General features: G+C 62.6%; 18 protein-coding genes and 1 pseudogene. 16 read left to right on the top strand and 3 right to left on the bottom strand.

Annotation, left to right across the window (positions count from 1 at the left end; all coding sequences use genetic code 11):
• Positions 1-4: 4 nt before the first annotated feature.
• The 16 genes and pseudogenes from FXF75_RS17550 (at position 5) to FXF75_RS17475 (ending at position 17,287) form a co-directional block, all read left to right on the top strand.
• The gene (locus FXF75_RS17550; protein ID WP_163523142.1) at positions 5-586 is read left to right on the top strand and encodes a V-type ATP synthase subunit E; all 582 of its coding nucleotides are present in this window, start codon (positions 5-7) and stop codon (positions 584-586) included.
• Entirely contained in the window at positions 583-1,644 is a 1,062-nt protein-coding gene (locus tag FXF75_RS17545; protein WP_163523141.1) for a V-type ATP synthase subunit C, read from the top strand. Before FXF75_RS17550 ends, FXF75_RS17545 begins: the two co-directional genes overlap by 4 nt.
• Positions 1,641-1,982: a V-type ATP synthase subunit F gene (locus FXF75_RS17540; protein ID WP_163523140.1), complete on the top strand. Its 342-nt coding sequence runs from the start codon at positions 1,641-1,643 to the stop codon at positions 1,980-1,982. The genes FXF75_RS17545 and FXF75_RS17540 overlap by 4 nt, the downstream gene beginning before the upstream one ends.
• Complete coding sequence (locus FXF75_RS17535; protein ID WP_163523139.1) at positions 1,979-3,745, top strand: ATP synthase subunit A; 1,767 nt, start codon at positions 1,979-1,981, stop codon at positions 3,743-3,745. The genes FXF75_RS17540 and FXF75_RS17535 overlap by 4 nt, the downstream gene beginning before the upstream one ends.
• Before the next feature lie 3 nt (positions 3,746-3,748).
• On the top strand, positions 3,749-5,173 hold the full coding sequence (locus tag FXF75_RS17530) for an ATP synthase subunit B (protein WP_163523138.1): 1,425 nt from the start codon (positions 3,749-3,751) through the stop codon (positions 5,171-5,173).
• 384 nt (positions 5,174-5,557) lie between these two features.
• Positions 5,558-8,242, top strand: a complete 2,685-nt coding sequence (locus tag FXF75_RS17525) for a PGF-pre-PGF domain-containing protein (protein WP_163523137.1) — start codon at positions 5,558-5,560, stop codon at positions 8,240-8,242.
• Positions 8,209-9,249: a hypothetical protein gene (locus FXF75_RS17520; RefSeq protein WP_163523136.1), complete on the top strand. Its 1,041-nt coding sequence runs from the start codon at positions 8,209-8,211 to the stop codon at positions 9,247-9,249. Before FXF75_RS17525 ends, FXF75_RS17520 begins: the two co-directional genes overlap by 34 nt.
• A 167-nt stretch (positions 9,250-9,416) precedes the next feature.
• Complete coding sequence (locus FXF75_RS17515; RefSeq protein WP_163523135.1) at positions 9,417-12,359, top strand: PKD domain-containing protein; 2,943 nt, start codon at positions 9,417-9,419, stop codon at positions 12,357-12,359.
• A gap of 163 nt (positions 12,360-12,522) precedes the next feature.
• Positions 12,523-13,221: a V-type ATP synthase subunit D gene (locus FXF75_RS17510; protein WP_163523134.1), complete on the top strand. Its 699-nt coding sequence runs from the start codon at positions 12,523-12,525 to the stop codon at positions 13,219-13,221.
• A gap of 133 nt (positions 13,222-13,354) precedes the next feature.
• Positions 13,355-13,750, top strand: a complete 396-nt coding sequence (locus FXF75_RS17505; RefSeq protein ID WP_163523133.1) for a DUF6276 family protein — start codon at positions 13,355-13,357, stop codon at positions 13,748-13,750.
• 71 nt (positions 13,751-13,821) lie between these two features.
• Entirely contained in the window at positions 13,822-14,031 is a 210-nt protein-coding gene (locus FXF75_RS17500) for a DUF6684 family protein (protein ID WP_163523132.1), read from the top strand.
• 155 nt (positions 14,032-14,186) lie between these two features.
• Entirely contained in the window at positions 14,187-14,366 is a 180-nt protein-coding gene (locus FXF75_RS17495) for a hypothetical protein (RefSeq protein WP_163523131.1), read from the top strand.
• Between the two features lie 189 nt (positions 14,367-14,555).
• A complete protein-coding gene (locus FXF75_RS17490) occupies positions 14,556-15,044 on the top strand; it encodes a TRAM domain-containing protein (RefSeq protein ID WP_163523130.1) in 489 nt (162 codons plus the stop codon).
• Positions 15,045-15,220: 176 nt separating this feature from the next.
• Positions 15,221-15,709: pseudogene (locus FXF75_RS17485) on the top strand (Tfx family DNA-binding protein); the annotation flags it as partial.
• A 145-nt stretch (positions 15,710-15,854) separates the two neighbouring features.
• Complete coding sequence (locus FXF75_RS17480) at positions 15,855-16,394, top strand: hypothetical protein (RefSeq protein ID WP_163523128.1); 540 nt, start codon at positions 15,855-15,857, stop codon at positions 16,392-16,394.
• A gap of 107 nt (positions 16,395-16,501) precedes the next feature.
• Positions 16,502-17,287, top strand: coding sequence for an SDR family oxidoreductase (locus FXF75_RS17475; RefSeq protein WP_163523127.1), 786 nt, complete (start codon positions 16,502-16,504; stop codon positions 17,285-17,287).
• A 99-nt stretch (positions 17,288-17,386) separates the two neighbouring features.
• Here FXF75_RS17475 and FXF75_RS17470 read toward each other — a convergent pair whose 3' ends face one another.
• Genes FXF75_RS17470 through FXF75_RS23535 form a run of 3 tightly spaced genes read right to left on the bottom strand, consistent with a single transcriptional unit; the run spans position 17,387 to position 19,714 of the window.
• On the bottom strand, positions 17,387-17,821 hold the full coding sequence (locus FXF75_RS17470) for a chemotaxis protein CheW (protein WP_163523126.1): 435 nt from the start codon (positions 17,819-17,821) through the stop codon (positions 17,387-17,389).
• Positions 17,818-19,434 carry a methyl-accepting chemotaxis protein gene (locus FXF75_RS17465; protein ID WP_163523125.1) on the bottom strand — a complete coding sequence of 539 codons (1,617 nt, stop codon included), beginning with the start codon at positions 19,432-19,434 and terminating at the stop codon, positions 17,818-17,820. The genes FXF75_RS17470 and FXF75_RS17465 overlap by 4 nt, the downstream gene beginning before the upstream one ends.
• 1 nt (position 19,435) lies before the next feature.
• Entirely contained in the window at positions 19,436-19,714 is a 279-nt protein-coding gene (locus tag FXF75_RS23535) for a hypothetical protein (protein WP_163523124.1), read from the bottom strand.
• Positions 19,715-20,002 lie beyond the last annotated feature (288 nt).

Here is a 20,002-nt window from a genome sequence, read left to right as displayed (position 1 = left end):
ATCAATGAGCTTGGACACGGTAGTTGAGGATATTCGAAACGAAGCCCGCGAGCGCGCGAAGGAGATTCGTTCGGAAGGCGATGAGCGCGCAGACGAAATCGTCTCCGAGGCCGAGAGCGATGCCGAGGAGATTCTCGCGGAGCAAGAACGGGAAACCGAGCAGACAATCGCCCAAGAGCGCGAGCAGAAGCTCTCCAGCGCCAAACTGGAAGCCAAGCAGAAGCGCCTCGAAGCCCGACGTGACGTGCTGCAGGACGTTCGAGCGACGGTCGAAGACCGTATCGCTACCCTCGAAGGCGACGAACGCGAAGAACTGACCCGGGAACTGCTGGACGCTGCCAGCGAGGAGTTCGACGAGGGCGACACCGTCCACGTTTACGGCAAGCCCGGAGACGACGAGTTGCTCACCGACATCGTGACCGATTACGACGGCTACGAGTACGCCGGAGAGTACGACTGCCTCGGCGGCGTCGTGGTCGAGAGCGAGCAGTCTCGACTGCGCGTGAACAACACGTTCGATTCGGTGCTGGAGGACGTCTGGGAGGACAACCTTCAGGACATCAGTAAACGTCTCTTCGAGCAATGAGCGTAGAAAAGAAGAACGGAACCTCGAACTACGAATACGTCACTGCTCGGGTACAGGCCCGGCGAGCGGCGCTGTTCGACGACGAGGACTACCGGAAACTCGTTCGGATGGGTCCCGGTGAAATCGCTCGTTACATGGAGGAGACCGAGTACGAAACCGAAGTCAACGCGCTCGGCTCCAAGTACAGCGGCGTAGACCTCATCGAACACGCGCTCAATCGCAACCTCGGCAAGCACTTCAACGACCTGCTCCGGTGGGCGGACGGTCAGTTGTACGAGTTCATCGCTCGATACCTCCGGAAGTTCGACGCGTGGAACATCAAGACGGTTATTCGGGGTATCTACTCCGACTCCGACAGCGAAGCTATCGAGGAGGACCTGATTTACGCGGGTGAACTCGACCGGCGGTTCCTCGACCGGCTCACCGAAGCCGGTTCCATCGAGGACGTCGTGGAGATGCTCGACCGTACGCGCTACGGCGATGCGCTGGCCGACGCGTACGCCGACTACGAGGAGACCGGCGTGCTGATTCCCCTGGAGAACGCGGTCGACCGCACGTACTACGAAGGTCTCATCGGCGGAGTGACCCAGACGGACAACCGTGCGACCCAGTTGTACGTCGAGTTCCTGCAGGCCGAAATCGACTTCCGGAACGCACGCAACGCGCTCCGAATCGCGCGAAGCGGTGCGGACCTCGACCCCGCCGACTACTTTATCGAGGGCGGAGAGCTGTTCCGCGCGTCGGAACTCTCTCAGCTCTCGGCCGACGTGGGCGAACTCGTCACGTTCATCCGTGACAGCACGTACGGCGACGACCTCTCGGCGGCGCTCGACGAACTGGAGCGAGCCGACAGCCTCATCGGTTTCGAGCACGCTCTAGATGCTGCACTCTTGGAGTACTCGGACCACCTCTCGCACGTCTTCCCGCTGTCGATTTGTCCGGTACTGGCCTACGTGCTGGCGAAGGAGCGCGAAGTGGACAACATCCGTGCCATCGCTCGCGGCCGCGAGGCCGGACTGAGCGAGGACGAGATAGAAAACGAACTGGTGATGCTATGAGCCAGGAAATCGCAGTCGTCGGCAGTCCCGAGTTCACTACGGGGTTCCGTCTCGCTGGCGTCCGGAAGTTCGAGAACGTCCCGGACGACGACAAGCAGTCGGAACTCGACGATGCGGTGACTCGCGTTCTCGACGACGACGACGTCGGCATCGTCGTGATGCACGACGAGGACCTCGACTACCTGTCCCGGCAGGTCCGACAGGAGGTCGAGACGAGCGTCGAACCGACGATGGTCTCCATCGGCGGCGGCGCGGGGAGCGGCGGACTGCGCGACAAAATCAAGCGTGCAATCGGAATCGACCTTATGGACGAAGACGAACAAGGTGACAACGAATGAGCCAAGCAACTGAATCCGACACCGTTCGAGAGGACGGCGTCATCGAGAGCGTAAGTGGACCGGTCGTGACCGCCACTGACCTCGACGCCCGGATGAACGACGTGGTGTACGTCGGCGAGGAAGGGCTGATGGGTGAGGTCATCGAAATCGAAGGGAACCTGACGACGATTCAGGTCTACGAGGAGACCTCGAACGTCGCACCGGGCGAACCGGTCGAGAACACCGGCGAACCCCTGTCCGTGGACCTCGGTCCCGGCATGCTGGACTCCATCTACGACGGCGTTCAGCGCCCGCTGACGGTGCTCGAAGAGAAGATGGGCGCGTTCCTCGACCGCGGTGTGGACGCCCCCGGTATCGACCTCGAAAAGACGTGGGAGTTCACGCCCGAGGTCGCACCCGGCGACCACGTCGAACCCGGCGACATCCTCGGCATCGTGCCCGAGACCGAGAGCATCGACCACAAAGTGATGGTCCCGCCCGACTCCGAGGGCGGCGAAGTCGTCACCGTCGAGAGCGGCGACCACAACGTCGAGGAGACCATCGTCGAACTCGACACCGGCGAAGAAATCTCGATGCGTCAGGAGTGGCCGGTCCGCGAGGCCCGACCTGCCGCCGACAAGAAGACGCCCCGAACCCCGCTCGTCACGGGGCAGCGCGTGCAGGACGGTCTCTTCCCGCTGGCGAAAGGTGGCACTGCGGCGATTCCGGGTCCGTTCGGCTCCGGGAAGACCGTCACCCAGCAGCAGCTTGCGAAGTGGGCAGACGCCGACATCGTCGTTTACATCGGCTGTGGTGAGCGCGGTAACGAGATGACCGAAGTCATCGACGACTTCCCGAACCTCGAAGACCCCGTCACCGGGAAGCCGCTGATGTCCCGAACCTGCCTCATCGCCAACACGTCGAACATGCCCGTCGCGGCGCGCGAATCCTGCGTGTACACGGGCATCACTATCGCGGAGTTCTACCGCGACATGGGGTACGACGTGGCGCTGATGGCCGACTCCACCTCGCGGTGGGCCGAGGCGATGCGCGAGATTTCGTCGCGCCTCGAAGAGATGCCCGGCGAAGAGGGCTACCCCGCCTACCTCGCCGCGCGCCTCTCGGAGTTCTACGAGCGCGCCGGTTACTTCGACAACATCAACGACACCGAAGGCTCGGTGACCGTGGTCGGCGCAGTCTCGCCGCCGGGCGGCGACTTCTCGGAACCCGTCACCCAGAACACCCTGCGTATCGTCAAGACCTTCTGGGCACTCGACGCGGACCTCGCCGAGCGCCGTCACTTCCCCTCGATTAACTGGAACGAGTCGTACTCGCTGTACAAGGAACAGCTCGACCCGTGGTTCGAGGACAACGTCGCCGAGGACTGGCCCGAGCAGCGCCAGTGGGCCGTGGACGTGCTCGACGAGGAGGACGAACTGCAGGAGATTGTCCAGCTCGTCGGTAAGGACGCCCTGCCGGAGGACCAGCAGCTCACGCTCGACGTCGCGCGGTACATCCGCGAGGCGTTCCTCCAGCAGAACGCGCTCCACGACGTGGACACCAACTGTCCGCCGGAGAAGTCCTACCTCATCATGGGTGCAATCCGGACGTACAACGACGAGGCGTTCGACGCGCTCGACGCCGGCGTTCCGGTGGACGAGATTACGGACATCGACGCCGCACCGCGGCTGAACCGCATCGCGACGACTCCCGACGACGAGGCCGACGAGTTCGTCGCCGACCTCGAAGACGACATCAAAGAACAGCTCCGAGACCTCTACTAAACCATGAAAGAGTACCAAACAATCACGGAGATTAGCGGTCCGCTGGTGTTCGCGGAGGTAGACGAACCCATCGGGTACGACGAGATAGTCGAAATCGAGACGCCGAACGGCGACACCAAGCGCGGACAGGTCCTCGAATCGAGCGACGGACTCGTCTCGATTCAGGTGTTCGAGGGGACCGAAGGTATCGACACGAAGAGTTCGGTCCGATTCCTCGGCGAGACGATGAAGATGCCCGTCACCGAGGACCTCCTCGGTCGGGTCCTCGACGGTTCCGGCAACCCCATCGACGGCGGCCCGGAAATCGTCCCGGACGACCGACGCGACATCGTCGGCGCGGCCATCAACCCGACCGCCCGGGAGTATCCCGAGGAGTTCATCCAGACCGGCGTCTCCGCCATCGACGGCATGAACACGCTGGTCCGGGGCCAGAAGCTCCCCATCTTCTCCGGGTCCGGGCTTCCGCACAACGAACTCGCGCTCCAGATTGCGCGACAGGCGACCGTGCCGGAAGAGGAAGAAGCGGGCGAGGACGACGAAGGCTCCGAGTTCGCAGTGGTGTTCGGCGCGATGGGAATCACGGCCGAAGAGGCCAACGAGTTCATGGAGGACTTCGAGCGGACGGGCGCGCTCGAACGCTCGGTCGTCTTCATGAACCTCGCGGACGACCCCGCGGTCGAACGGACGGTCACGCCGCGCCTCGCGCTGACGACTGCGGAGTACCTCGCGTTCGACAAGGGCTACCACGTGCTCGTCATCCTGACGGACATGACCAACTACTGTGAGGCCCTGCGCGAAATCGGTGCGGCCCGCGAAGAGGTGCCGGGCCGCCGTGGCTACCCCGGGTACATGTACACCGACCTCGCCCAGCTCTACGAGCGCGCGGGTCGTATCGAGGGCCGCGAGGGGTCTGTCACCCAGATTCCCATCCTCACGATGCCCGGCGACGACGACACCCACCCGATTCCGGACCTCACCGGATACATCACCGAGGGCCAGATTTACATCGACCGCGACCTCAACTCGCAGGGCGTCGTCCCGCCTATCAACGTCCTGCCGAGCCTCTCGCGCCTGATGGACGACGGTATCGGCGAGGGGCTGACCCGTGAGGACCACGGCGACGTCTCCGACCAGATGTACGCCGCGTACGCGGAGGGTGAAGACCTGCGCGACCTCGTGAACATCGTCGGCCGCGAGGCGCTCTCGGAGCGCGACAACAAGTACCTCGACTTCGCCGACCGGTTCGAGACGGAGTTCGTCGACCAAGGCTTCGACACGAACCGCGACATCGAGGAGACGCTCGACCTCGGTTGGGACCTCCTCGGGATGCTCCCCAAGGAGGCGCTCAACCGCATCGACGAGGAACTCATCGAGAAGTACTACCCCGAAGACGCGGACGAAGAAGCCGAAGAAGTCGCTGCGGACTAACCGCTCCCCCTTTCTGTTGACGGTTCTCAGCCTATTTTAAATTCAATTACATGTATTTTACCAGGATGTATCTTATATCCGAAGAATATATACAATGTCTTCTAGTTCTCATATTTAATGAGTCATATCGACGACGGAATCGCCGTATTGTTCGCGATAATTCTGCTAATCTCGGCTGTCGGAACGCCTGCGATGGCGAACGACGCGTTCGCTCCGTCACGTGTAGATGATAGCTCACCGAAACCGCTAGCGAGTGCTATCGGGAACACGGGACCGATATTGCAGAATCAGTCGCTCGCGGTTGCCAACGATGGCCATTTTACGTTCGTCGACGAGAATCAGACGACCGATTCGGTGAACGCTTCCGGGACCGCGCTCGGAACGATGGCCGACTTCGATGCCGACAATCGGATAGAACTTCCGTACGTAGCGAACGAAACCGTGGAAATCGTAGATGGCGGCGGCGAGCGCCAGCAACTGGCGACGGACGTGACCAGCACTACGACACTTCTCGGAGTGGGTGATTGGGACGGAAACGGTCGCGTCGGCGTACTGTACGCCAACGCCAGTGCCGGAGACGAAATTTACCGTGCGGAAGTAGGTGCTACGCCACAGCGTGTTCTCGACGTTCCTGTTTCCGCCGTCCTCGGAGTCGCCAGTTTCGACGGTGATGGGGACGAGGACATCGTTTTCCTCGGTGAGTCTCGCGGTATCAAGTACTTCGACGACGGTCAGGTGCGGAGTACGGGCTATTACGACGTGAACGAGAACGGAAGTGTCGGTTCGCCCACGGATTTCGACGGTGACGGTGTCGCACGGGTTCCCGTCCTCTCCGAGGGCGACGACCTCCTTCTCGTCGGTGCATCCGGCGAAACGACCGTCGTGAAATCTGACTACACGTCCGCCTCGGCTTCGACGCTGGCTGGATTCGACTGGGTCGGCGATGCGAGTCCCGAAATCATCCACTTCGGTACCGACGGGCAACTCCGATACGCAACCCTCGACGGGTCCGTTGGCCCCGTTCGAGATGCGAACGGGTCTGTTATCGCTGCGAATCCCACGGTCGGTGTGAGCGCGTATCCGGCGACGAACCGGACCAGTAGCGACGACGAGACGACGACGCTCATCGAGTCGCTCGACGAGACGACGAGCGCACGGACGACCCACGAAGTGACTTACGTAGTCGGCGAGAACTCCACCGAGGCGGGGAACGCCCTCGATAGTGTCGAGGTGCAGTACCCGAACGAGAGTGCCGACGTGCAGAACGTGAGCCTTCGAGACGTGACCGCGGGTATCGACCGTGACGGCGACGGCGACATCGACGTTGGACTGAACGCCACTGATGCCATCGACGCAGTGACTGCCGTGGAGAACAGCACCCTCCGAGTCGCATTCAACGCTACCCACACCCTACAGGCGAACGACACTATCGTGGTGCGATACGCGGGCGTAATCAACCCCGACACGGACGACGTGTACTCGGTTTCCGTGACTCTCAACGACGCTACGACTCGTAGCGGGAGCTTGGATATCGACGCCTCCGTTTCCGGCACCGTCGAGGCGACCGTGACCCGCGTCGGGCCGAACGAGATATCGATTACCGCCCCGACGGTCGACAGTGGTGGGAGACTGACCGCCGACATCCCCGAAACCGAACTGGCCGAGACGACCGGAACGCGACTCTCTCGACTGAACTTGACGTTCGCGGCCGATGCCCATACGAACGCGACCCTCGTCCAGACCCGGAACGTCTCGGTACCGGCGGTGGGGGCGAACGATTCGAACGTCACCGGTCTGAGCCACTTCCGTCTCTCTGGCGCGTCACCGACCTCTGAAGCGGTCGAGAACGCCCGGTTCCGATTCTCGGTGAACTCCAGCGCGTTCTCGGAGGACCCCGACGAACTGGGTCTGTACCGATACGTCAACGACTCGTGGTCCCGTCTTCCGACCGCATTGGTGGCCGTGAACGACTCCACGTTCACCTTCGTCGCCGACTCGCCCGGTGTCGGTCGGTTCGCGGTTGCGACCGAAGACGGACTCCACCAAGCGCCCACCGCCATCGAGTCCGTCGAGTTCATCAATCGCATCGACCGTAACGGCGACGGCAACCTCTCGGACTTCGCGCTCGAAATCGAGGCGAACACGAGTCTCCGCTTGGACCACGGGAGCGGGGGCGACCCCTACTACGAGGTCTACGTGGACGGTGAACGCCATCGGATTCTCGGCGTTACCCCGCGGAACGAGAGCAACGAGACCGTCGTTCTGAGTTCGCGTCAACTGGAGTCGTCGGCCGACCGGCGTAACGTCCGCGTCGTCCTCTGGGACGACGACGAGTACGACCGGAACGAGTCCGGACGCGACAAAGCCGACACGTGGTCCAGTACGGTTGCCTACGAATCGGTCGAGAGCGACGCGACCACGGAAGCGACCAACCTCAGCGTCGCCATCGACTCGGGCGGCATCTACGCAGAGATGCACAACCGCTCGCTGAACGCGAGTTACTGGAAGCAGAAAGAACGGCAGTACGCGAACAGGACCGCCAAGAACGTACGTGACGAGTTGGAAAGCCGCATAGAGGGCCTCACGTACCACACGTACAACGTCGAGGACAAGAACCCGCTTCAACGGAAGGGCATGTCCTTTGCAAAAACGAGTGAAGGTATCCTCTCGATACCTCCGTACGAGCTATCGAGGACGGCGAAAAAATCGTATTCGAACCTTCTATCGACGTTCTCCCGCGCACAGACGCTAGAGAATGCCATCTCTAGCGGTTCGTACTTCATCCGCGGAGCGCAGAGCCACGCCGTCGCACGCCACCTCGACGACCCCGGTTACAACTCGCGGAACTACACCCGACTTCACGAGAACCTACGCGCGCTGTCGGAGAACTCCGACGAACTGGAGGCGGCGCGAGCGGCCAACGACACCGCCCGCGTGAACGAACTCCTCGAAGAGCGCAAGGTCCTGCTCAACGAGACGTACCAATCGTTCCGGCGTACGCCGACGAGACCCACCAGAGCGTCGTCCACGACCTCGTGGGCGAGGAGGACCTCCAGTCCTACGAAGTGACTCGCCAGATACTCGGTATCCTCCGGAACTCGCTCCGGACCGACTACACTGCGACGACCAAGGCACTCGACGGGTATCCGGAGACACTCGGCGGTACCAAGGATATGCCGACGAACGGATGGACCGTCCAGTACTCGACGCAGGACGCGCTCGGTGCCCGGTGGAACGACTATCTCACGTCCCGTAAGACCTCCTCGCAGGGTCTCGGCGAGATACTGGGTCGGTTGTTCACGCCCGAGCAACTGTATCCGACCGCCGACCGATACGGCGATTCGGTCGTCTACGACTCGATAGACGGTTTCGAGGACTACACCGTCTACCGAATCGACATGGACGACGACGCCGAGATTCCCGACCAGCGCAAACTGACGGTTCGTCTTAACCGTCCGAACCAGAAGTCGAACGCCGAAAACTTGACGCGGTTCGACGCGGTCCTGACGCAGGAACGGCCGGAGAACATTACGGATCTCGCCGGGACGCAACTGCACGACGTCGAGGACCCCGGTTCCACGACGACGCAGAAACTGACGTTGGACGCGACGAAGGACACGTACTACCTCGTCGTTCGGTCCAACATTACGGTCGGGATGTATCAGATGACGGCCACGACCGAACTGCCGGGTACGACTGGCAGTGACGGTGGCACCGCGGTCGAAGTTGTCGACCGGCAGGGTCGCGACGCCCAACGTCCCGAACTCACCTTGGACGACGCACCCGCGGCACAGGAGCTACGCCACGGCAAGACCGTTCGCGTGAGCGCCGACGAGTCGGCTTCGCTGCGGTGGCACACGTGGGACGTCGGGACCGACCCGAACGAGTTGGAGTACAAGTATCGCATCTCCAACGACACCGGAACGTCGGACTGGTCGTCGTGGCGAAGCGTCGGCAACGAGGGGTACATCTACCAGCACCTCTCGCTATCGGAGGGGTACCACGACCTCCAGATGGTCGTCCGTGACCCGAAGGGCTACCGAACCGAGCGCATCGTCACGCTCAAGACGACGTAACCGCCCCCGAAATTTCGGTTTCGTCCGTCGGAAGCGAACGGTCGCCGCTCGTCCGTACGCTGGTAGATGAACGCGTCCGGTACGTCGAGTACCAGTACCACGACGCCAACGAGGACGGGAACTGGACCGACTGGCAGCAGATTAACAACACCGAGAATCTCGGTCTCTTGCCCTTCGAGGCAGGTCCCGGTACCTACGAACTCCGCGGACGTGCCGTCGACCTCGCTGGGCGGAAGAGTAACTGGGATTCGACCGTCTTTACGGTCAACGATACGACGGACAACTTCAGCTCGTTCCCCGACGGAAACGGAACGGGAATCGACCGGACGAACGTCACCGAGGACGGTATCAGCACTGGCCCGGGGAACATCACGCTCAACTCCAGTGGTGGGACGCAAACAGGCAGCGGGATTGACGGCTGGCAAAAGGTCAACGCCACCGTCGGTGGTATCGACGGCGATACCGTGGTGACAATCTGGGCAGATACGCGGAACTTCCCCCGAGTCAAGATTGCGTCTATCAACCTGACTGCCGACGAGAACGTCACACTCAGTGCGCTCGTCCCGCCGAGGCTTTGGGCTAACACCGAGATTATCGTCGAATTCCACGGTAACGGAACGGCCCATCTCAGGCACATCAACCTCACGCGGGCGACGCCGATGTTCGTCAACGCGACGCCGTCGACCCCGACCGTCGGTCAGAGCGTTACGTTCGACGCCTCCACCGTCGAAGGCTATCGCGACCACATCAAGCGAGTCGAGTGGGACCTCGACGACGACGGTGTCTACGAGACGACGGGTTGGAACGCTACTCGGTCGTTCTCGACGAACGGAACGAAGACGGTCCGGATGCGCGGTACTAACGACCACAACGAGACCGTCGTCGTTCGGAAAGTCGTCGAAGTGAACGCTCCGCCGAGTGTCACCGTGAATGGCACCGATAGCACCCGGACGTACGAGACCGCGACTGTCGAAGTTGTCCACGCGAGCGACCCCGACGGAACGGTCGTCAGTTACGACTGGGACGTAGACGACGATGGGACATTCGAGCAGTCCGGTCGTACGATTCACCCGACCTTCAGCGACGACGGACCGCACGACGTCACGGTACGCGTGACCGACGACGCCAACGGGACGGCGACCGCTACCCACACCGTCAACGTCACGAACCGCGGACCGACACCGGTTATCGACCAGTCCGTAGTCGCTGTCAATCGGTCGGTGACGCTGAGTGCGACCGACGCCTTCGACGTCGACGGTAACGTCGTCACTCACGAGTGGGACCTCGATACTGATGGCGACTACGAAGCGACTGGCGAGTCCATCTCGACCGAGTTCAACCAGACCGGCACGGCGAACGTCACGCTTCGGGTCACTGATGACGACGGTGTGACAAACACGACCACTCAGTCCGTCGTCGTCACGTATCCGCCATCGGTTCAGATACGCGACCCCGGTAACGTTACAGAGGACGTCGAACACACGTTCGAGGCGAACGCCACCGACCCCGACGGTAACGTTACGTCCTACGAGTGGAAGCTCGGCGACCTGACAACCGCGCTCGACGCAACGGTCAACCATACCTACGAGTCCGCCGGAAGGTACGACGTTTCGGTCACGGTCGAGGGTGAGCAGGGACTGACCGCCACCGACTCGGTGACGGTCACGGTGAACAGTCCGCCTGCGGCCTATCTGATAGCCAACCGGACCGTGCTGAACACCTCGGAGGCAGTCAAACTCGACGGTAGTAGTTCGTCGGACCCCAACGACGGCGACTCGCTAACGTACGATTGGACGTTCGGTGACGGCGCGACTGCGATGGACTCGAACAGTTCGGTGGTCCATCGGTACGACACGGCTGGTGAGTATCCGGTCGAACTCCGAGTTACTGACAGGTTCGGCGAATCCGACACGGCGACCGGTACCATCACCGTGGACGACGCGCCGACTGCGTCGGCCAACGTCACTCCGACCGAACCCAATCCCGACGAGACCGTCCAGTTCGATGCATCAGCTTCGAGCGACCCGAACACTAACGATTCGCTGACTTACCAGTGGGAGTTCGGCGACGGAACGACCGCGACCGGGGCCGACGTCACTCACACCTACGGGTCCGGCGGGAACTACTCGGTGACGCTCACCGTCACCGACAGCTACGGGAAGTCTGACACCGAAAGCTGGAGTCTCGCGGTGAACCACGCGCCGGTGGCCGACGCGGCGGCGTCGGCGACGACGGTGAACGTGAGCGAGACGGTGACGTTCGACGCGTCGAACTCCTCGGACCCCGACGGAGACTCGCTGACCTACGAGTGGGACTTCGACGGTGACGGGACGATAGACGCGACTGGTGCGACGGTAAATCACGTGTATTCGGACAGTGGGACGTACGAGGCAACTGTTCGCGTCACGGACGCAAACGGTGCAGTTGCTACTGATACTGTGGGAATTACTGTAAGAAAACAGGAAGTGGTGACTGATGGACTTGTCAGCCACTGGAAGCTCGACGAAACAAGCGGTTCGACTGCATACGACGCAGTTGGCCCGCACGACGGAACTGTCCGTAATAACCCAACGCTCGGCGTCGCCGGTGTCGAAAAAAGCGCTTACGAGTTCCATAGTGGTAGCGATAAAGTGACGACCAACTTCGACAGTGTGTCCGGAAGTGAAAATCGCGCTATCTCCCTCTGGGTCAAGACCTCGTATTCGAACGATAGACAACTCATGGTGTCACAGGGCAAAAATAACCCGTCTGACGGAGACGCGTTCAACCTCCGTATCAACACGAACGGCAATACTCGTTTCGCAGTGAACGGTGGTAACCGCGTTTGGAACACAAACCTCAACGACGGGAGGTGGCACCACGTCGTAATTGTACTAAACGGAAATACACTTCGCGACACTACACTCTACGTCGACGGTAACGTTGCCAGTGTAACTAACGGTTGGTCGCAGTCTACAAACCTCAATACGGCGACGGACAAAGGGTTCTACATCGGGACCCATGTCAATCACGAGGACCGCGACTTCGTCGGCAGCATCGACGAAGTCCGATATTACGACCGAGCGCTCAACCAGACCGAAGTCAACGAGATTCACGACGACGAGAAGTAGACCAACCTTCGCAAACTTCGAGCCAGTAAACTGATTCAGTCCGCCTCTTTATTTCTCGAATAGGGGGTGGCGTAAACATATGAGTATCTCACGAGTTCCGGCCCCACCCAGTCAGCGCCGACTGTAAAAGGTTAACCCCTTCGAGCCACAAACTCCCCCTAAGATGGCCAAGGACGTCAAGCCCACTCGGAAGAATTTGATGCAGATAGAGGACCGCATCGAACTCTCCGAGCGGGGCCACGACACGCTGGAGAAGAAGCGTGACGGTCTCATCATGGAGTTCATGGACATCCTCGACCAGGCGCAGGACGTGCGCTCGGGTCTCGAGGAGAACTACGAACTCGCCCAGCAGAAGATTAACATGGCTCGCGCGATGGAGGGCGACGTGGCGGTCCGCGGGGCGGCGGCCGCACTCCAAGAGCACCCCGAAATCACCACCGAGTCCAAGAACATCATGGGCGTCGTCGTGCCCCAAATCGAGTCCAGCAAGGTTCGCAAGGGTCTCGACGAGCGCGGCTACGGCGTTCTCGGAACCAGCGCTCGCATCGACGAGGCCGCCGAGGCCTACGAGGAACTGCTGGAGAGCATCATCCTGGCCGCCGAAGTCGAGACGGCGATGAAGAAGATGCTGACCGAAATCGAGACGACCAAGCGCCGCGTGAACGCGCTGGAGTTCAAGCTACTGCCGGAACTCAAGGAGAATCAGGAGTACATCGAGCAGAAACTCGAAGAGCAGGAGCGCGAGGAAATCTTCCGTCTGAAGAAAATCAAGGCCAAGAAGGAAGAAGAGGAGAAGGAGGAACGCGCCGCGGCCGCCGCCGAGGCCGCCGCGGAAGAGGAAGTCGTCACCGCAGACGACTGACGACGAACGTCTCTCTCACTCGCTCACCTCTCCCGTTCGCCTCGTTTCACTCGTTCACGAGGAAGTCACTGCGTGCCGACGACGACTTCGTCGCGTCACGGACGTTTTTCACCGCCCGCGAACATGCTACGGTATGACCTGTCCAGACTGCGGAAGCGAGCGAGTGACGTTCGGCGTTCCGGAAGACCTCCGGGAGTCACTTCCCGAGCAGAGCGCGTCCGCGACGCTCTGCACTCACTGTCTGCGTCTCGACCCGACCGACGCCGCCACGCAGGACGACCCCGATTTCTCGGCCGTCAGTGATGCGTTCCCCGGTGGCGACGCCGGGGTGGCGATGGCACTCGCGGTCGGTCTCCTCGACTCGCTGGCGCTCTATCGGAGCGAGATTGCGGACCTGCTGGAGCGCGTCGAGCGCGGGGGGACCGACCCCCTACTGGTGTTGGACCGGTTGGCCGCCGACCCCGAAATCGATCCGACTTTCGACCCCGACCGGCGACGGACACAGGCCGAACAGTTACTCTACGAGTGAGGTTGCGGAGTCGAATCGCGCCCGCGGGGCCACTGCCGTTATACCGCTCCGTGACCTCCCTAGGAGGCACAATGGCCGACTCCGTCTTCGACCGCGAGAAGTTGCTGGACATCTCGGTGAACATCATCCCGATGGTCATCATCGCGTTCTTCGTCTTCCTGTTCCTCCTCACGTCGCCGTATCCGCCGGACTTCCTCATTCAGGTGACCGCCCTCATGTTGCACGTCATCCCGTTCGTCGGACTCGCCCTGCTCACGTACGTCGCCGCCCACTACATCTGAACGAGCGTCCGAGGAACTGCTCGGCCGACTGACGAACGGTCCCACTGCGATGGGTCTCGTCGTGCGGAATCGCGGCCCACGTCGCTCCCGTCCATTAGTTTCACTTTCACTCCGGGTGGCTCACCTTGATACTCCGTCCGTGATACGTCTCTGGTATGATACCCGAGTTCGCTCGCGCGGAACGCACGGCCGACGCCGACGATAGGACGATTCTCGACGTGTCGGGGGTCGAGACCGACCGCGTGAACGAGTACGTCGGCGAGTGGCTAGCCGACGTGGGCGACGTCTACCTCGAACGCAAGGGCGGCAAGACGTTCCTCGTGGCCGGGGAGTAGTCCCGTCTCTAGAGCAGTAACCCCCTTCGAGCGCGATGGACCCGTTCGTAGTACAGATAGCCGCCTCAGCGGTCTAACCGCCGGAGGGGCTTCGCTCTTCCTCGGTTTCGGTCGTGTCGCTTCCAAAGACCCGGTAAAAGGTTGGGCCGGTACGTAAAGGTTTAGGTAGCCCGGCAAGTACCCACATCCATGCCGGACTGTCCACTCGCCGAAGAGTGCCCGAGTTTTCAGGAACGCATCGCAGGAATGGGTTGCCAACACTACGGCGACCGCGGCGGGGCCGAGTGGTGTCAGCACTACAGCCAGCCGATTTCCGAACTCAAGACCGCGCCAGTCCAACCCGGCGAGGAGGTCGTCGTGGACGTGGAGGACATCCACGAGAGCGGCGCTGGCGTCGGCCGGACCGACGACGGGTTCATCGTCATGGTAGACGGCGTCTTGCCAGACGCTCGCGCGAAGGTGAAGATAACGAACGTCCACGGCAATCACGCCCAAGGTGAGGAACTCGAACGCCTGCCGATGGGCGACGAGGACGGAACGACCGACGCGGACGCTGAATCCGTCGAGGAAACCGACGAGACGGACGAGAGCGACGCCGACGACGGCGACGCCGACGACGCCGACGACGGGCCGTCGCGACCCCAGCTCGGCAGCCGCGACAACTTCTGGGGGAGCTAACGTCCGGTCGGTCGGTCAGTCGCGGCGGGATGGACAGTCCCAACAGCGTTCTTCTCTGCGGGTATCGCGGTTCGTCGCGGTTTCGGCGTCGGTCGTCGCGGGTTTTTTCCTGACGAGCGCGTAGATAGTGGTATGACCGAACGCCGCGCCGAGAGTCGGCCCGCGACCCGAGGTGGTCGGCCGTGAGCGAGGAGTACGACGTGGACGAGATACTCGACCGCGCGGGGTTCGACGCCGAGACCAGCGTCCTGACCCGCCGACAGGCCGAGGTGCTGGCCCTGCGCGAACGCGGGGTCGCGCAGGCGACCATCGCCGAGTCGCTGGGCACTTCCCGAGCCAACGTCTCCAGCGTCGAGGCCAGCGCCCGCGAGAACGTCAGAAAGGCGAGCGAGACGGTCGCCTTCGCCGAGGCGTTACAGGCCCCCGTCCGCGTGGTCGTGTCGGCGGGTACCGACCTCTACGACGTCCCGTCGCGGGTCTACGACGCCTGCGACGAGGCGGGCGTCAAGGTCAACCACGCCGCGCCGGAACTGATGAAGCGCGTGAGCGACGAGGCCGGGAACGCCGTGGAGGGTCGCGAAGTCCACGAGGACTTGCTCATCGGCGTGACGACGGACGGGAGGGTGACGGTCCGAAAGTCGCGGGAAGTGAACCGAGAGGCGTGAGAGGCAGTCCGTCCTGCGCCTGTAGCGCTGTTCCGTAACCCTCCAGCGGTCGGTCCCGCCCCCTGTTTCTCGCCCGCCGTTCACCGTGTGACCGGTTACGTAACGTCCCCAACGCTTAATGTAACGCAACTGCGTAACATTTAGTATGGAAAACGACACGGAAACCACCGATGCAGCGGAACCGCCCGGCGACGAGGCGTTGCTGACGAGCGGTCACGTCGAGCGCACCATCCTCCACCACATGACGGGCGAGGACGCCGACCGTTCCGCGCCGACGACCGTCAGCGGCGTGCTGGACGACGTGGCAGGGGTCATCGAACGCGGCGACTACGCCAACATCGGTCCGAAAGGGGCCGCCGGCGCGACCGTCCGGAAGTCGACGATACGGCGGACCTTCTCGCAACTCGCCGAGAAAGGACTCGTCCGGCGCGTCGAGGACCTCGCGGCGTCGGAACTGCGCGACTCCCGATTCGACTTGGGACCGCTCGACGCCGACGGCGTGGCCGACGACCCGGCGGCCTACGCCCGAACGTCTGACGACGCCCGCGTGACCGACTGGGTACTCACCGACGAGGGCCGCCGAGAGGTCCAGCGCCTCGACGCGCGCTACGCCGCCGAACTGGACGAACTCGCGGCCCGATACGGTCGCCCGCACGGCGAAACGACCGACCGCATCGACGCGTAACGACGGTCACGAGAGCGTCGCCGAGGAGCCTGCAGTGACGTGTTCTCCTCCCCGAACGAATGGCCGCCACCCTGAGACCTTTTACCGCGGCCTCCGAACCACCGGACATGGACCTCGGATTAGACGGTAACTCGGCACTGGTAACGGCGAGTTCGAGCGGTCTCGGTCGGGCCTCCGCGAAGGCGCTCGCGGCCGAAGGCGCGAACGTCGCCATCTGCGCCCGCGGCGAGGAGCAGTTGGAGGACGCCAAGGAGGAAATCGACGCCGCGGGCGACGGCGACGTGGTGGCGGTCCAGACCGACATCACCGACCCCGACGAAATCGAGGCACTGGTCGATGCCACCGTCTCCGAGTTCGGCGGTCTGGACCACGTCGTCACCTCGGCGGGCGGCCCGCCCAGCGGGCCGTTCCTCGACACGACCGAGCGCGACTGGTACGAGGCCTACGACCTGCTGGTGATGAGCGCGGTCTGGTTGACCAAGGCCGCCCACCCGCACCTCGCCGAGAGCGACGCTGGGACTATCGTCAACGTCACCTCGACCAGCGTCCGGGAGGCCATCGACGGACTGGTCCTCTCGAACGCGGTCCGGCGCGGCGTCATCGGGCTGATGAAGACGCAGGCCCGCGAGTTCGCACCCGACATTCGGGTCAACGCGGTCCTCCCCGGCGCGCACGAGACGCCCCGGATTCAGGAACTCGTCGAGGCCGCGGTCGAACGCGGCGAGTACGACACCTACGACGAGGGACTGGCCGCGTGGGCCGACGACATCCCGCTCGACCGCGTGGGCGACCCGCGCGAACTCGGCGATACCGTGGTCTTCCTCTCCAGCGAACGCGCGAGTTTCGTCAACGGCGCGGCCGTCCCCGTGGACGGTGGCCGCCTCCGGAGCTAACGTCGCGACCCCCGCAACGAGAACGAGATTCTTCCGGACGCCGCGACGCCGGTCTTCGACTCGGCGGCTATCGAAACGAGGGAGTCGCGGGACCGATAGTCACCGCGACGAGAGCGCGTCGTCGGGGTCTATCCAGACGACGTGGTCACCGTCGGTGAACACGCCCTTTATCTGACCGCTTCCGACTGTCTCGTCGAGGTCGTCAGTGGTCACACGCCGCACGCGGTGCACATCACCAACGAGCCATCCGACCGGCCCCTCGTCGCCGCTCTCGAGTACCAAGACCATCTCCTTCGCCCCGTCTTCGTCGACGTCCAACAGTCGCGTCGGGTCGACGAGTCTGGTGGTTTCGCCGCGCAGGTCCATGACGCCCTCGACGTGCGGCGGGGTGTTCGGCAGCGGCGTGACCGACCCTTTTCGGACGATTTCGACGACCCGCTCGATTCGCATACAGTAGCGCTGGGACCCGAAGGCGAACTCCAGTACCGTGAGCGACTCCCCGTCCGCTCCGGCGTCGGACTCGGCGGCGCTCATTCGTCGGCCCGTCCGAACCCGTTACCGTCGGCGGCGAGCGAGCGCTCGCTGCCCTCCGCGGCGTCGGGCGAGACCTCCGTTCCGTCGGTAGACACCTCGAACCGACCGAGGAGCGCGTGGAGTTCGTTCGACTTCTCGGAGAGAGCCTCGACTTCGCTCGTGACCTGACTGATGGACGCCGCCTGTTGTTCGGCGGCGGCCGAGACGGTTTCGGCCTCGGCGGAGGTCTCCTCGCTTATGCTCGCGACTTCGCTCGTCATCGCGACGACCTCCTCGGTCGAGGTCGCTTGGTCCTCGGTCGCCTCGTGAATCTCTTGGATGCCGGTGTTGGCCTCCTCGACGTCCTCGACTACCTCTTCGAGCACTCCCAGTCCCTCGTCGATAGTCTCCGTGCCCGAATCGACTCGTTCACGCATCTCCTGCATCTCTTCGACCGTCGCTGCCGTCGAGTCCTGCACCTGGTCGATGAGACCGCTTATCTCTTGGGTCGCGTCGCGGGTCTCCTCCGCGAGGTCCTTCACCTCGTTGGCGACGACCGCGAACCCTTCGCCGGCCTCGCCCGCACGAGCGGCCTCGATGGAGGCGTTGAGCGCCAGTACGTTCGTCTGCTCGGCGATGTCGTCGATTACGCCCACGATTTCACCGATTTCAGACATCTCCTCGTCCAGTCTGTCGACGGTCTCGACGGTCTCGACGGTGGTCTCCTCGATGCGGTCCATCTCGTCCATCGCCTCGCCCGAGAGTTTCCGACCCTCGGCACCCTTCTCGGCGGCTTGCTCGGACAGCGCCGCGACTTCGTCGGCCGACGCCGCGACCTCTTCGATGGTCGCCGAGAGCGTGCTCATCTCGTTCGTGACCTCGTCGACGTGTTCGGACTGCTCGGCAGCGCCCGCCGAGATGTCCTCGACCGACTTGGCCACCTCCTCGCTCGCGTTCTCGACTTCCTGCGTGCCGACGCTCGCCTCGTCGCTGGCGTCGGACACCTCGACCGCGAACTGTTGGACGCGACCGACGGTCCGTTCGAGTTCGGTCATCATCTCGTTGAACTGTCTCGCTATCCGCTCCAGCGACTCGCTCTCACTCTCCGGGTCCATGCGCTGGGTGAGGTCGCCCGCCGCCGCGTCCTCCATGATACCGCCGAACTCCTCGGCCTTCTGTTCGAGCGCTCGGGTGAACGATTCGAGTTCCTCCTCGCGTCGTTTCGCCTCCTGTCGGGCCTCTTCTGCCTGTTGTTTGGACTCCTCGGCCTGCTCGCGCTGTTCCTCCGCCTTCTGCTTGGCTTTTTCGGCGCTCTGACGTTCCTGTTTCGCTTCCTCGACGACGTCCTTCATGTCCTCGACGACGGCGAGCGTCGCGGTACCGCCGATTGCGAACACGGCGACAGTTGCGGTCATGAGGGGACCAGTCGCCAAGTTGGTCACCTCTTCGTAGATGCCCGCCTTCTCCAACATGAGGCTCACCGTCCACGTCGTTCCCAACACCGAGGCGAAGGTGAACGTCATCCAGAACGCCGATTCGACCTCGCTGTCGCGGTAGTTCAACCATCCGACCACCACCGCGCCGACGAAGCCGAGGGCGCCGATAGCGTCGAAGAGCGGATTGAGTCCGACCATCTTACGTCTCCTCCGCTTCGATGACTTGCTTTCTACGGAGGCAGGCGGCCGCGAGGAAGACGACGCCCGCGGCACCGACGCCGACCACGTGTTCGACGATATCCAAGAACCCAGCGAGTACGATGTTCTCCAAATTCGTCGCTACCATTCCGACTACTAAGAGGATATATCCCCACGTGAACCACTTCGACTCCGCTCTGTACTGCAAGACCACCGGTATTAGTCCGACTAGACTGACGACTAACCCGACGACCTCCAGTGGTTGTAGACCAGCTATCATGTTATCGTCGGGTGCCGTTCGTGAACGCCGCAGTTCCAGTTCGCCCCTTCACTGTCCCGAGGGCGCTGATACGCGGACATACGCCGTGATATAACGGTGTCTCTTCCTAGTGAATTTCTTCTAATGGTTCCCAGTATCAGCTTACTAAACCACATACGGAACCGGTCTCAAACTATTTCTATAAACTTATGGGTGGGATTATCAGTATTAAGATGCGTCGAACCCAGCTCGTATTTTATAGCCTTCGGAGAGCAATCAAGGGGCCGAACCTGAGCGCTCGGAACGGGA

The organism is Halorussus sp. MSC15.2 (assembly GCF_010747475.1).
In the GTDB taxonomy this organism is placed as follows: domain Archaea; phylum Halobacteriota; class Halobacteria; order Halobacteriales; family Haladaptataceae; genus Halorussus.
This window is presented reverse-complemented; position numbering and strand designations above follow the sequence as displayed.

Excerpts from the sequence above, each read along its gene's own strand:
- FXF75_RS17530 (WP_163523138.1), top strand. The coding sequence starts at position 3,749 with ATGAAAGAGTACCAAACAATCACGGAGATTAGCGGTCCGCTGGTGTTC.
- FXF75_RS17500 (WP_163523132.1), top strand. The coding sequence starts at position 13,822 with ATGGCCGACTCCGTCTTCGACCGCGAGAAGTTGCTGGACATCTCGGTG.
- FXF75_RS17550 (WP_163523142.1), top strand. The coding sequence starts at position 5 with ATGAGCTTGGACACGGTAGTTGAGGATATTCGAAACGAAGCCCGCGAG.
- FXF75_RS17470 (WP_163523126.1), bottom strand. The coding sequence starts at position 17,821 with ATGAGCGCCGCCGAGTCCGACGCCGGAGCGGACGGGGAGTCGCTCACG.
- FXF75_RS17490 (WP_163523130.1), top strand. The coding sequence starts at position 14,556 with ATGCCGGACTGTCCACTCGCCGAAGAGTGCCCGAGTTTTCAGGAACGC.
- FXF75_RS17465 (WP_163523125.1), bottom strand. The coding sequence starts at position 19,434 with ATGGTCGGACTCAATCCGCTCTTCGACGCTATCGGCGCCCTCGGCTTC.
- FXF75_RS17540 (WP_163523140.1), top strand. The coding sequence starts at position 1,641 with ATGAGCCAGGAAATCGCAGTCGTCGGCAGTCCCGAGTTCACTACGGGG.
- FXF75_RS17480 (WP_163523128.1), top strand. The coding sequence starts at position 15,855 with ATGGAAAACGACACGGAAACCACCGATGCAGCGGAACCGCCCGGCGAC.
- FXF75_RS17545 (WP_163523141.1), top strand. The coding sequence starts at position 583 with ATGAGCGTAGAAAAGAAGAACGGAACCTCGAACTACGAATACGTCACT.
- FXF75_RS17525 (WP_163523137.1), top strand. The coding sequence starts at position 5,558 with ATGGCCGACTTCGATGCCGACAATCGGATAGAACTTCCGTACGTAGCG.
- FXF75_RS17495 (WP_163523131.1), top strand. The coding sequence starts at position 14,187 with ATGATACCCGAGTTCGCTCGCGCGGAACGCACGGCCGACGCCGACGAT.
- FXF75_RS17535 (WP_163523139.1), top strand. The coding sequence starts at position 1,979 with ATGAGCCAAGCAACTGAATCCGACACCGTTCGAGAGGACGGCGTCATC.
- FXF75_RS17475 (WP_163523127.1), top strand. The coding sequence starts at position 16,502 with ATGGACCTCGGATTAGACGGTAACTCGGCACTGGTAACGGCGAGTTCG.
- FXF75_RS23535 (WP_163523124.1), bottom strand. The coding sequence starts at position 19,714 with ATGATAGCTGGTCTACAACCACTGGAGGTCGTCGGGTTAGTCGTCAGT.
- FXF75_RS17505 (WP_163523133.1), top strand. The coding sequence starts at position 13,355 with ATGACCTGTCCAGACTGCGGAAGCGAGCGAGTGACGTTCGGCGTTCCG.
- FXF75_RS17510 (WP_163523134.1), top strand. The coding sequence starts at position 12,523 with ATGGCCAAGGACGTCAAGCCCACTCGGAAGAATTTGATGCAGATAGAG.